Below are 12,480 nucleotides of genomic sequence, written 5' to 3' on the forward strand. Positions count from 1 at the left end.
ACCGCACTCTCAGGACTTTGCCATGGTTACGCCCTCCACCCGAAGAACGTTCGTTAAAAACCTGGCCTTATTGGGGGCCGTGGGCGCCGCAGGTAGCTGGTTGGCCGGGTGCGATAAAGAGGAGCCGGCCAAAAACGCAGGCGCCCCGGGGGTGATCAAGCAGGCCGGGGATAAGCCGGTCGCCTTCAAATACCCCGACAACCCGGCCTTCGACCTGGTGTACCTGGCCGATTCATTGGGCTACTTCGAAGGCACACAGGCGCGCCCGCAGTACATCGGCAAGATCGCCGCGCCGCAGATCATTCCATTGGTCGGTACCGGTGAGATCGACTTCGGCACGCGCATGGTGCCCTTGGTGATCAGCGCCATTGCCAGTGGCCTGGACCTGAAGGTGATCGCCGCCGGCGGCAAAACGCTGCAAGAAGCACCGCACATGAAATACTTCGTGCGCGCCGACTCAGGCATTACCCAGCCCAAGGATTGGGAAGGCAAAACCGTGGGGTTCAACAGTTTCGGTGCCTGCGCCGAATTCGTCAGCAAAAAATACCTGCGTGCGCAGGGCGTGAACGTCGACAAGATCAACTGGGTGGTGGTGCCCGACAACCAGGCTGAGCAAACCCTGGTGACCGGCAACGTAGACATCGCCATTATTCACCCGCCAGCTTCCGGGGGGGCCGAGCACAACCCGGCACTGCGCAAGCTGTGGAGCGACTACGACCTGGACGGTGGCCTGGGCGGCATGGCCCCCTACAGCGGCCACGGCCGTTTCATCCGCGACAACCCCCAAGCCACGAGCGATTTCGTGGCGGCTATCGCCAAGGCCGGCAACTGGGTCAACGCCAACCCCGACGACGCCCGCAAGGTCATTGCCGAGCGCTTGGGCATGAAGCTTGATTTGGTAGAGCGCTACGCGTATGTCGAAGACCTCATCATCACCGAGCCGCCAATCCAGTACTACATCGACATCCTGCAGAACGAAGGCAAGCTGCAGCCGGGCAAGGTGCAGGTCAAGGACGTGTACACCAACCAGTACAACCCGTTCGCCAAAGGCGCGGTGTAATGGCGGGAAGTTCCAAGATCGTGGCGCGCGACCTGCAAATGGCTTACTCAACGCGAAACGAGGCCGGGCGCCAGGAGCAGGTTGAGGTGTTGCAAGGTTTCGACCTTGAGGTAAAAGAAGGGGAGTTTTTGTCCGTACTCGGGCCTTCGGGGTGTGGTAAATCGACGTTTCTCAACATCCTCGCCGGGCTGGCCACTAAAACCGGTGGCAGCTTGCTGGTCAATGGTGAGCCGGTCAGGGGCATCAACCGCAACCAGGGGGTGGTGTTCCAGGGCTATGCGCTGTTTCCGTGGCGCAACGTACTCGACAACATCGCCGTGGGCCTGGAGATCCGTGGGGTGCCCAAGGCGCAGCGGCTCGAACGCGCCCGGCACTATTTGGCGCTGGTGGGGCTGGAGGGGTTCGCCGCCCGCTACCCCCACGAGTTATCCGGCGGCATGCGCCAGCGGGTGGCGATCGCCCGTTCGCTGGCTTACGAGCCGGATGTGTTGCTGATGGATGAACCCTTCGCCGCGCTGGATGCGCAGACCCGTGAGCTGTTGCAGGATGAACTGCTGCGCATTTGGGATGCGCACAACAAAACCATCGTGTTCATCACCCATAGCCTGGATGAGGCGATTTTCCTCTCCGACCGCGTGGCGGTGATGACCGCCCGGCCTGGCCGGGTGAAGGCGATCCTCGACATAGACCTGCCGCGCCCGCGTGCCGCCGAGCTGCGCAATACCGAAGCGTTCGTGCACCTGCGCCAGCAAGCCTGGGAAGTGCTGCGCGATGAAGTCACTGGCCAACCCGGCCCTGCCGTGCCGCCTGCGAAGCCACAGACCTGGCAAAGCGCGGCGTTGGCCGGTGGCCCGCGCATAGGAGTGTGAGCATGCCTAAATGGTTTAGCCCGCGTAGGCTGCTTGACAGCAGCCTGGGCATCATCTTGTTCCTCGCTCTATGGGAGGCGTTGCCGCGCCTAGGCTGGGTCAATGCCGGTTATTTGAGCCCGCCGTCGGCGGTGCTGCAAAGCATCGGCGAATTGGCCGCCAGCGGCGCGCTATGGCAGCACCTGGCAGCCAGCCTGTGGCGTTCGTTGGCGGGCCTCGGCATTGCCATTGTTCTGGGGGTGGGGCTAGGCCTGTTGATGGGCTGGTTCGCCCGCGTCGAAAGCGTGCTCGACCCGGTGTTGCAGTTGTTCCGGCAAACCTCCGCGCTGGCGCTGTTCCCGGTGTTCATCCTGTTTCTGGGCATTGGCGAAAGCTCGAAAATCGCGATTATCTTCTGGGCGTCGTTCTGGCCCATTCTGCTCAGTACCATCAGCGGCGTGAAGCAGGTCGATACCTTGCTGGTGCATTCCGCGCTGTCGATGGGGGCCAACCGGCGCTTTTTGTTTCGCAAGGTGGTACTGCCGGCCGCCTCGCCGTCGATTTTTACCGGCGTGCGCTTGGCCGGGGCCTATAGCATCACCGCGCTGGTGGCCGCAGAGATGATCGGCGCCCACTCGGGGTTGGGCTTCTTGACGCTCAATTCCCAAGAGGTATTCCAGATACCCAGCATGTACGCTGGCATCCTGCTGTTGGCGGTACTGGGGCTGGCCATGAATGCGGTGCTGGCATTGATCGAACGGCGCTTCACCCGCTGGCGCCGTGGGCTCAAGCACGGTGCCTGAGTTGAGTTGGCCACGCAGGGCCCGGCCAACGCGCCGCCGTGGCCTGGCCTTGGTGCTGGCCGGTGCGTCGCTGTTGGCGGCGGCCTATTGGCTGTACCCCGGCGTGCCAGAGCTTGGCCACCTTCAGCCGGGGCCCGTGCTGGCCAAGGCGCAAGCGCAGGGGGTGCTCACGGTGGCGCTACGCAGCTACCCCCGGCCCAGCGCCAGCAGCGAAGCGCTGCTGCCCGAACCCGACCTGATGGACCTGCAACTGGCGCGCTACTTGGCCGCTGCCTTGGGGGTGCGCGTGCAATTGGCCGCGCCGGCCGAGGCGCAGTTGCTGATCAACCCGGCCAACGCACCGCGCGGTATGCCCGCCGAGGCGCCGGCGCCGCCTGCGGGGGCGGTGCTCGGCTTGCGCCTGGCCGCCGGCGACTCGGTGGCCGGGCAGAGCATCTGCCTGGCCCAGGGCAGCCCCTGGCAGGCGGCGTTAGAGAAGCGCGGGGCCCGCGCGCAGGTGTATCCGTCGTCTTTGCGTGCGTCGGTGGCGTTCATGGGCGGTGAGTGCCAGTACTATGCCGATGCACGCAACACCCTTGCCGGGCTGCTGCAATTGCCGCAGTGGCGCTTTTACCGGGTGCTGCCGCTAGCCCTCGACAGCCCGGCGGACGCACGGGTGTACCTGGCCGGCAACGACCCCGCCAGCCGGGCGTGGTTGCAGGCGGCGTTGGCCCAGTGGCACCGCGATGGCCAGCAGGCCAGCGCCTGGGCCCAGCACGCTGACCAACTGCTCACCGACAGCCTGAAGCTGGCCGACGGTTTGGTTTGCCATTGAACCTGAGGGCGGCGCCGCCACGTTGTAACAGAAACGCCTTATTATCATTGCCGCAGCGGAAAAACCGCTTTGGAAATACCTTATTTGGCGGTAGCCTGCGACCGCTCGCCACGGGCGGGTGTACAGCCGCCACCCACGCAGCAGGTCGCCACAATGTCGCAGATTTCCGAACGCCTTTTGCTCCAGGCCCACCTCGACGCTCGCCAGCCCCAGGCTTTAAGCCCCGACGAGCAGGCCTGGTACCGCGACACTATCGCCGAAGAACTCAAGGCCCGCGATGCGGTGTTGGTGGCGCACTATTATTGTGACCCGGTGATCCAGGCCCTGGCCGAACACACCGGCGGTTGCGTGGCCGACTCGCTGGAAATGGCCCGCTTCGGTAGCCAGCATTCGGCAAGCACCGTGGTGGTGGCCGGGGTGCGCTTCATGGGCGAAACGGCGAAAATCCTCACCCCGGAAAAACGCATCCTCATGCCCACACTGGAGGCTACCTGCTCGCTGGACCTCGGCTGCCCGGCCGAGGCGTTCAGCGCCTTTTGCGACCAGCACCCCGAGCGCACGGTGGTGGTGTACGCCAACACCTCGGCCGCGGTGAAGGCCCGTGCCGATTGGGTAGTCACTTCCAGTTGCGCGCTGGAGATCGTCGAAAGCCTGATGGACAACGGCGAAACCCTTATCTGGGGGCCGGACAAACACCTGGGGCGCTATATCCAAAGCCGTACCGGTGCCGACATGCTGCTGTGGGACGGTGCCTGCATCGTTCACGAAGAGTTCAAGTCGCGCCAACTCGAAAATATGAAGGCGTTGTACCCACAGGCGGCGATATTGGTGCACCCCGAGGCACCCGAGGCGGTCATCGCCCTGGCCGATGTGGTGGGCTCTACCAGCCAGTTGATCGCCGCGGCGCAGCGCTTGCCCCACACGCAGTTCATCGTGGCCACCGACCGCGGCATTTTCTACAAGATGCAGCAGTTGTGCCCTGGCAAAACCTTTATCGAGGCGCCTACCGCCGGTAACGGCGCCGCCTGCCGCAGTTGTGCCCATTGCCCGTGGATGGCGATGAACACCTTGCAGCGCACCCTGGCCTGCCTGCGTGAAGGTAGCCATGAGGTGTTCGTTGACCCGGCGCTGGTGCCCAATGCCCTGCGGCCTCTGCAACGGATGCTGGGTTTTACCCAGGCGGCGCGCTTGAACCCGCGCGGTAATGCATAGCCCCTACCAGGCTGCAAAATCAGAAAACCCCTTAGATACCCCGATACCTTTTGTTACCTAGAATCCCCCCGCCCTGGCCAAGGCTCAAATACATCAGCGGAGTGGGGGCGCAATATGCGCTGGAAATATCTAGGTTTATGCTGCTGGATGCCGGTTGCACACATGGTGCAGGCAAACGAAAGCAGTAATTTTGACATCGTGGGCGTTATCAAACCTGGGGTGTGTTCCGTGTCGCTTGAAAACGGCGGTGCGTTGGATTTTGCATCCTATAGCTATTTTGCCTTGACACCGGGTGCGCCGACAGCCTTGAGGGAGGTCAGAACAGCCCTGGATATTACCTGCGGCAGGCCTTCGCGGGTGATGTTTGAAGTGCTCGACAACCGTGCCGACGTTTCCCAACTCGAGCCCACTAAAATGAACCTGGGTTATCAAGACACCCAATCAATCGGTTGGTACACCGTGGAAGTGCCCGGTGGCGGCGTGACGTATGACGGCCGATCCGGGCGCTCGGTCAGTGAACAAACCGACGGCAGTTGGTTCTGGGATAACGCGCTTCGCCACCAAGGTGTGTACAGCATCAGCAAAAACATGCCGCTGCAAGTGGCCGAGTTTTCCAGCGCCCATATCCCCTTGGCGATCAACGCCTATATTGTCGATCAAGACAAACTCGACCCCGCCAAACCGATGGAAATGGACGGCAGCCTGAGCATCTCGCTGCGTTATCTCTGAGCGCGTTCCTATCGGTACGTGCGCTGGTACGTAGCCGAAGGCAAACCCGTTGTCGATCATGGAACAATGAATATGAACGTAATGCGTAAGTGCTTTGCCATCGCATTGTGCGCCATCGCGGCGTGTGCCCACGCCGGTGAAGAGGCGACGTTGAGTGTGACAGGCACGGTAGTCCCAGACACCTGTACGGTGAGTTTTTCTACCTCGACCATCAATCTAGGTGAAATCCATTCCGCTACGCTTGAACCTGCGCAGGCCACCGACTTGAGCGCCCAGGGTTTGTCATATGACATTACTTGCCCGAGCGCCCTCAAGGTGGCCACGCAATGGGCGGATAATCGCCAAGGCACCGCCTACGGTGCTTCCGCGGAGTACTTTGGCTTGGGCGACGTGGGCGGTAAACCCATTGGCGATTATGTATTGAGCTACGACGCCGATCGCGCCTTGGCCGATGGCGCGCCGGTAGCACTGATTGTCAGCCGTGATGGCGTCAATTGGGCCGATGCCCACGATGTTGGCTATGTGATCGAGCCTGGCAATGGCCAGCTCTTTAGCCATGCGCAACCCGGCCTGCCTGCCCCGGCGGCCTTCTCCCGATACGCCGGCTACGTCACCCTGATGCCACGTATCGCGCCAAAGAATACCCTCGACTTGAGCAGCGATATCAACATCGATGGCAGCGCTACGCTGTCGCTGAACTACCTCTAACCCACCGCCGGCGGTAAGCGATGACGGCCGGCGCGGCTCATATTTTATATCCATACACTGCACGGCTCGCGTGCAGTTGGGCTGATAGGTGCCCCTGCTATGTTCTGTCGTTTAATCAGCCGGCCACCCGTCGCGGCTGTGGTGTTGGCATTATGCCCAATCAGCGCGGCGTGGGCGGCGGGCATGCAGCCCGAAACCACGGTGGTATTGATCCACGCCGGTGACGGCGAAGGCAGCCTGAACGTGCGCAACAGCGACCCCCAGGCGGCGTTGTTGCATACGGTATTGGAAGACCTCCCGGAAGATACGGCCGAGCTGCTGATTGTGACCCCGCCGGTGGCCCGGGTGGAGGCGGGCAAGTCGCAGTTGGTGCGCTTTATTCTTCAGCCCACCGAGCCGATCGAAACCCAGCGCATGAAGCGGGTGATATTCGAAGGTATCGCGCCGAAGAACCCTGACGGTAGCTCGCGGGTCAACATTACCGTACGGCACGGCCTGCCGGTGATCATTCATCCACAGGGCATGCCCGTTAAGCGAGACCCTTGGACGCAGTTGCAATGGTCCGTTGAGGGGGGCCAACTGGTAGGCCACAATCCCAGCCCCTATGTGGTGCGCCTGGCCAACCAAGTGATGCTGCTGCCTGGCAAGCAAACGATTGGCTTGCCCAGCACCTACATTTTGCCAAGCCAGCGCATCACTCAGCCATTGCCACCCGGTGTGCCGGTTGTGAGCGCGGTGCGCGTGTACCCGGCCAGCCTCTACGGCTTTGCCGTGGCCCCGTATGAAGCCGCTTTGCAACCGCATTGATCCGCATGCACACGGCAGCCATCCGGGTGGCCGGGGCGACGGCGCTGGTGCTGGTGGCGGTTACGCCAGCGTGGGCCACTGAACCACAGGCACTGGAATTCGATGAAAAAACCTTGCGCCAGCGTGGGATCGACCCCACCTTGGCCAAGTATTTTCGTGCCGCATCCCGGTTCATGCAGGGCCCCCGCCGCATAGACCTTACGCTAAATGGCCAGCGCGCCCGCCGGGTCGCCGCGATGTTCGACGAACAGGGCCAACTGTGTTTCGATCACGCCTTTTTGCAGCAAGCATCGTTGGCGCTGCCGGCAAAGGTCGCCAAGCGCCTTGGCGAGGTGGATTGCTACGACTTCCTCGGTGCCTACCCCAACAGCCAGGTCGAACTGCGCCCGGCAGAGGAGGCTGTGAGCTTGGTGGTGAGCCAGCAGGCGCTACGGCCCAAGGCAAGCGATGCGAGTGCATTCAGCCATGGCGGCGTGGCTGGGGTGTTCAACTACGATGTTTTTGCCACGCGCAGTGAGGGCCGCTGGGGGCGCCAGCAACAATACTTCGCCAGCACCGAGCTGGGGCTCAATGCCGCTGGCTGGACCTTGCGCAGCCGCCAGAGCCATAGCCAGGGCCCCTATGGTTCAACCAGCGACTGGTTGCACACCTATGCTCAAACCACCCTGGAGGCCCAACGCGCGCTGTTGCAACTCGGCCAGCTTACCCTGCAAAACCCGGTGCTGGGCGGTATCCCCATCACCGGCATGCAGTGGTTGCCTGAAACCGCGCTCGCTAACCAACAGCAGCGGCTTTCGCCGATTGGCGGTATCGCCCACGGCCCAGCGCGGGTTGAAGTGCGCCAGGGCCAGGCGTTGATCTACAGCACTCTGGTGCCGGAGGGGCCGTTCACGTTAACAGACGTAAAGCCGCTCAGTACCCAGGGCGATCTTGAGGTGTCGGTAATAGAAGGCAGTGGCGTGCCACGGGTTTATCACGTGCCGCTGGCGGCCGTGCTCACGCGGTCGGCGCCAGCGGCCGGCCTGTCGTTGGCGGTCGGCCAGGCGCGCAGCTATGCCGGGCATGCGCAAGCCACGCCTTGGGTAGCCAGCGCGGGTGGGGGCATGGCACTGGGCAATGCACATACGCTAGGGCTGGGTGGCCTGATCTCCCAAAGCGGCTACCTTGCGCTGGGTGTGACCTTGGATGCCCAGTGGACGGATGCAACCGGTGGGGGGCTGGCGCTTGCCCTGGCGCGCACCCGCCTGCCCCAAGAGCAAGGGGGCAGCCTCAGTGCATCGTTGCGCCACCGGATGGGCGAGCCTTGGCAGGCAAGTGCTACTTTTACCCAACGTACGCCAGGTTACCGGACGCTGGGCCAAACCCTAGGTGAATGGGACGATTACGGCTTTGCCTATCGCAGCCAAGGCTTGGCGTTGGGGTGGGCAACCCCGTTGCTGGGCAGCTTTTCATTCAATTACGTACAGGCGTTCAGCACAACCGCGCGCCGCGCGGTCAGCACCCATTGGAACCGAAAGTTCGGCGACCTCAGTGTGTCGGCGCGGCTCGAGCGCGATATCAGCCCCGCCAATCAGGGCGGTTCCAACCGGTTTGTTCGTAACGACCGGACCGGCTTTCACGTGTCGGTGAGTGCGCCATTGGGCCAGCGGCGGCGCGTCAGTGGTTATGCCCGCGATAGCGGCCAGGGCTTGCGGCTGGGTACCCAATACAGCGCCCCTATAGGCGAGCGGGCCAACTACCGTGTGCACACCGAACGCAATCAGGCCAGCGGCGTGACCGGCAGTGGCGCCGACATCGATTGGCTGGGCAGCGCTACACGGCTGAATATGGGCGTGAACGACACCGGCGATGGCGCGCGAACCTGGATGGGCCGGGCCAGCGGTGGCGCTGCGCTGCATGCTGGGGGCGTGACAGTGGCGCCGGTGGCGCTGGGTGACACCTTTGCGCTGGCCTCGGTTGGCGATATTGCCGACGTGCGCCTGGATACGCCGGCCGGGCCGGTCTGGACCAACCGTAATGGCCAGGCGCTGATCCCTCAGCTTGGCCCGTACCAAACCGCCGAGGTGCGTATCGCCACGCCCACGTTGCCGCGCAACGTAGAGATCGAAAATGCCGTTCAAGGCTTAAGCGTTGGGCGCGGTTCTGTGCAGAGGGTCGATTTCACGGTACAGCGCACCCGGCGCGCGCTGTTAACGGTTCGCACAAGCGATGGCGAATGGTTGCCCAAGGGCAGCGGAGTGTTCGACCGTGACCGCGCCCTGGTGACCGCTGTCGCCACCGGGGGAAAGGTGTACCTGCCGGATGCGCAGGCCCATCAGGGCCTTTGGGTTCAATTGGATGAGGCGCGCAGCTGCCGGCTGCACTTCAGCTTGGCCGACGCGGCGGACCCGGCGCGCCATTATGAGCACGTGCAAGCACGCTGCCTGGAGGAAGATGTTTAACCATGAAAAAAACCACGGTGGCCGTCGTGGCCCTACTTTGGCTAGGCGCAGCGTGCGTGGCACAGGCGCAATGCGAAGCTAAGCTCGGCCAGGCCCGGGTTGACTACGGTGTACTGCGTTCGCCGGCACCGCGGGAACAGTGGCAGGGCCCGGTACGGGAAGTGCTGCTCACGGTCGCTTGCGACCGTGGCGAACGGCCAGGCTTTCATCTTCAAGCCCCGGATGCCGCTGGCGCCATATCGTTCGGTGGCCTTGGCGAAATCGTTCTGACGCTGGGCGATACACTGCTCGATGGGCGGCCCGTCGCGTTGCTCAGGCGCGCGGGCCGGGGCGACAGCGCAGAGCCCGCCGGGGGTTACCCGCCGGTTAACCCTGGGGACACCTGGGTGGCCCCAGGCCCAGGCCGCTGGCTGCAGGTACAACTGCTGATCGATGCGAAGCTGCCGCCACAGGCCTGGCAGGTCCGCGATGAACAGCCGCTCAGCACGGAGCTGGTTATCCGTGCGCTTTGAGTTCGGTGAGCATTTGCCCCGTGCTGGGCGCCACGGGTGGCGCCTTACCCAAGCGCTTGTAAAAGTCCAGCCAGGCCGCCAGGGCAACCATCAACGCGACCGCCAACAAGGCAGTGGTGTGCTGGGCCATCGGGTGGTCACCGCAAAGCGCATTGCCGATGTCTGCCAAGGGCGCCAACAGTACGCCCAGGCAAAACACTTCCAGCGAATGCCGCCCCATGCTACACAGCGGTTGGCATAGCCGCTGTTCGACCCAGGGGCCGCGGGGTAGCAGGCAGGCGCTGCAGTAGGCCAGGGCCAAAAAATGCCCCAGGCGCAGCGGTGAAAGGTTCGTTTTGCCGGGCCCGAATTTCATCAGCGCCATTTCGTCGCCGGTTAACAGCCCAAACCCCAATGCCGGCCAGCGCCAGTTCAGCGCCATCAGCAAGCACACCGCCAGGTAGCCCAGACACAGCACGAACAACGGCTGGCGCAGCAATGGCCTTGACTGCGGCTTGGCCGGCTGCCCGCTGTGCCGCGCCGCCAAACCACCGATCACGAACAGCAATTGCCAGGCGAACGGGTTGAAATACCAGGTGCCACCGCCTTCGTTGGAGAGGTTCCAACCCAGGAACGTCGCCGGCAGGTACAGCGCTAGTGACACCGCCAGGGCCAGTAGCGGCCTGCGCAACAACAGCGGCAGTAGCGCCGGCAGGCCGAACAGCAGCGCGATGTACAACGGCAACGGGTCCATCAGGTTGGGTTTGAAACGCAACAGCAATTCATCGACCAGGGCTTTTTGTGGGTTGTCGACGAAGTACCCAAGGCCCATGTCCTGGACCAGGTCGCGGGTTTCTACGTGCTCGTTGGCGAAGAACATGATGCCCATTAGCAGCACCAGCAAAAAGATATGCACCACATAGAGTGTCCAGCAGCGGCGCAGAATGCGCGCGCTGGCCACGGTATAACCGTCGCGCTGGGCGATTTTGCCGTAGGCCAGCACCGCTGAAAAACCCGCCAGGAACACGAACATCTCGGCGGCATCCGCCAAGCCGAAGTTGCGCAGGGTGACCTCCCCCAACGGGTTGTGGGGTATGTGGTCCCATAAAATGAAAATCAGGGCCAGGCCCCGAAAAAAATCGATCCGCAGGTCTCGTCCGCTGGTCATCGCCGTAGGCCCGTGCAGGTTGTATTTGCAAGGTAGAGGGGCGCGATAGGCTTTGGGTTCCGCGTCGGGTAGACGTACCGGGTATCGCGCCGGATACCGCGCACCGGTCGCGCTTGCCAGGCACGTACGGCGGCGGGCGGCAGGTTGGCCCGAAGCCGTAGCGAATGCAAGCCGCCCGTGTTACGAGATGTTTTCTACCTGGGCGAACGAGCGGAGGTGTGGGCCCCGGATAGGAGGCGGGGCCCACACTGGGCGAGGGCCGTTACGCGTGGGGCGATGCCGGCGGCGGGCGAAAGCCGCCGCCGCTTCAGCGGTCTTCGCCCAGCCCAACGTCGGGCAGGGCGGGGCGGTGTTTCAGCGCATGGGCCACGAGCACCTCCACGTCGGCCAGAGCCTGGCCATGCAAGGCCAGGCGCGGCGGCCGGGTGGTGGCCGAACCGCGCCCCACCAAGGCCTCGCACAGCTTGATGCACTGCACCAGGTCCGGCCGGGCATCCAGGTGCAACAACGGCATGAACCAGCGGTACAAGGCCAGCGCTTCGTCGTAGCGCTGTTGCCGGGCCAGGCGGAACAGGGTTTCACCTTCGCGCGGGAATACGTTCGACATTCCCGACACCCAACCTTCGGCCCCTACGGCGATGGATTCGACCACCACATCGTCGAGCCCGGCGAACAGCACGAAGCGGTCGCCCACCGTATTGCGCAGGTCGATGAAGCGGCGGGTGTCGCCGGAAGAGTCCTTGAAGCACACGATCGTGTCGCAATCTTGCAGGCTCACCAGTACGTCGGGGGTCACGTCGTTTTTGTAGATGGGCGGATTGTTGTACACCATCACCGGCAGGTCGGTGCTACTGGCCACGGCGCGGAAATGCGCGGCGGTTTCATGGGGCTTGGCCGAATACACCAGGGCCGGCATCACCATCACCCCGTCGGCGCCCGCCCGCGCGGCTTCCTTCACAGTGTGCTGGGCGAACGCCGTGGTGAATTCGGCCACCCCGGCGATCACCGGCACACGCCCGCCCGCGGCATCCTTGGCGGCCTCGATCACGGCAAGCTTTTCGGCCAAGGTCAGCGAGGTGTTTTCGCCCACCGTGCCGCACACCACCAGCCCGGAAACACCGTCGGCGACCAGGTTGCTGATCACCCGGTGGGTCGCCTCGATGTTAAGCGAGTAGTCGGCATTGAATTGGGTGCTGACGGCGGGGAATACCCCGCTCCAGGCGATGGCTTTGCGGCTCATGGGGTCATCCTCTTAACTGGTGATAGCCATAGGTTGCTGCGCCACGCGCGCCCCGGCTTGAACGTTTTGCACCACTGGCAGGACGAAATCGGCATAGCCTGGACTGTGCCGATTTCGTCACCTACCCTTGCGAAAACCCACAAGCGCGCCGGGCCCATG

12 protein-coding genes are annotated in these 12,480 nt (G+C 63.4%); 10 read left to right on the forward strand and 2 right to left on the reverse strand.

Features of this window, described 5'->3' with window-relative positions; genetic code table 11:
- Positions 1–22: 22 nt before the first annotated feature.
- The 10 genes from HAQ05_RS02455 (at position 23) to HAQ05_RS02500 (ending at position 9,934) form a co-directional block, all read left to right on the forward strand.
- Positions 23–1,060: an ABC transporter substrate-binding protein gene (locus tag HAQ05_RS02455; protein ID WP_190416999.1), complete on the forward strand. Its 1,038-nt coding sequence runs from the start codon at positions 23–25 to the stop codon at positions 1,058–1,060.
- The gene (locus HAQ05_RS02460) at positions 1,060–1,929 is read left to right on the forward strand and encodes an ABC transporter ATP-binding protein (RefSeq protein WP_190417001.1); all 870 of its coding nucleotides are present in this window, start codon (positions 1,060–1,062) and stop codon (positions 1,927–1,929) included. The genes HAQ05_RS02455 and HAQ05_RS02460 overlap by 1 nt, the downstream gene beginning before the upstream one ends.
- Positions 1,930–1,931: 2 nt before the next feature.
- Positions 1,932–2,711 (forward strand): ABC transporter permease, encoded by a 780-nt coding sequence (locus HAQ05_RS02465; RefSeq protein ID WP_190417003.1) that lies wholly within the window; start codon positions 1,932–1,934, stop codon positions 2,709–2,711.
- A gap of 1 nt (position 2,712) precedes the next feature.
- The gene (locus HAQ05_RS02470) at positions 2,713–3,525 is read left to right on the forward strand and encodes a type 2 periplasmic-binding domain-containing protein (RefSeq protein WP_238935004.1); all 813 of its coding nucleotides are present in this window, start codon (positions 2,713–2,715) and stop codon (positions 3,523–3,525) included.
- Between the two features lie 153 nt (positions 3,526–3,678).
- Complete coding sequence (nadA, locus tag HAQ05_RS02475) at positions 3,679–4,737, forward strand: quinolinate synthase NadA (protein ID WP_190417005.1); 1,059 nt, start codon at positions 3,679–3,681, stop codon at positions 4,735–4,737.
- 162 nt (positions 4,738–4,899) lie between these two features.
- Positions 4,900–5,466 (forward strand): DUF1120 domain-containing protein, encoded by a 567-nt coding sequence (locus HAQ05_RS02480; protein WP_238935003.1) that lies wholly within the window; start codon positions 4,900–4,902, stop codon positions 5,464–5,466.
- Between the two features lie 72 nt (positions 5,467–5,538).
- Positions 5,539–6,174, forward strand: a complete 636-nt coding sequence (locus HAQ05_RS02485; RefSeq protein WP_190417009.1) for a DUF1120 domain-containing protein — start codon at positions 5,539–5,541, stop codon at positions 6,172–6,174.
- Between the two features lie 99 nt (positions 6,175–6,273).
- Positions 6,274–6,981, forward strand: a complete 708-nt coding sequence (locus tag HAQ05_RS02490; RefSeq protein ID WP_190417010.1) for a fimbria/pilus chaperone family protein — start codon at positions 6,274–6,276, stop codon at positions 6,979–6,981.
- Between the two features lie 5 nt (positions 6,982–6,986).
- Positions 6,987–9,422 (forward strand): fimbria/pilus outer membrane usher protein, encoded by a 2,436-nt coding sequence (locus HAQ05_RS02495; RefSeq protein WP_190417016.1) that lies wholly within the window; start codon positions 6,987–6,989, stop codon positions 9,420–9,422.
- A 2-nt stretch (positions 9,423–9,424) separates the two neighbouring features.
- Positions 9,425–9,934 (forward strand): DUF1120 domain-containing protein, encoded by a 510-nt coding sequence (locus HAQ05_RS02500; RefSeq protein ID WP_190417018.1) that lies wholly within the window; start codon positions 9,425–9,427, stop codon positions 9,932–9,934.
- Here HAQ05_RS02500 and HAQ05_RS02505 read toward each other — a convergent pair.
- On the reverse strand, positions 9,918–11,081 hold the full coding sequence (locus tag HAQ05_RS02505) for an OpgC family protein (RefSeq protein WP_190417019.1): 1,164 nt from the start codon (positions 11,079–11,081) through the stop codon (positions 9,918–9,920). The two genes, HAQ05_RS02500 and HAQ05_RS02505, sit on opposite strands and share 17 nt — an antisense overlap.
- A 307-nt stretch (positions 11,082–11,388) precedes the next feature.
- Positions 11,389–12,321, reverse strand: a complete 933-nt coding sequence (locus HAQ05_RS02510) for a dihydrodipicolinate synthase family protein (RefSeq protein ID WP_190417021.1) — start codon at positions 12,319–12,321, stop codon at positions 11,389–11,391.
- Positions 12,322–12,480 lie beyond the last annotated feature (159 nt).

The organism is Pseudomonas typographi (genome assembly GCF_014694385.1).
Classification (GTDB): domain Bacteria; phylum Pseudomonadota; class Gammaproteobacteria; order Pseudomonadales; family Pseudomonadaceae; genus Aquipseudomonas; species Aquipseudomonas typographi.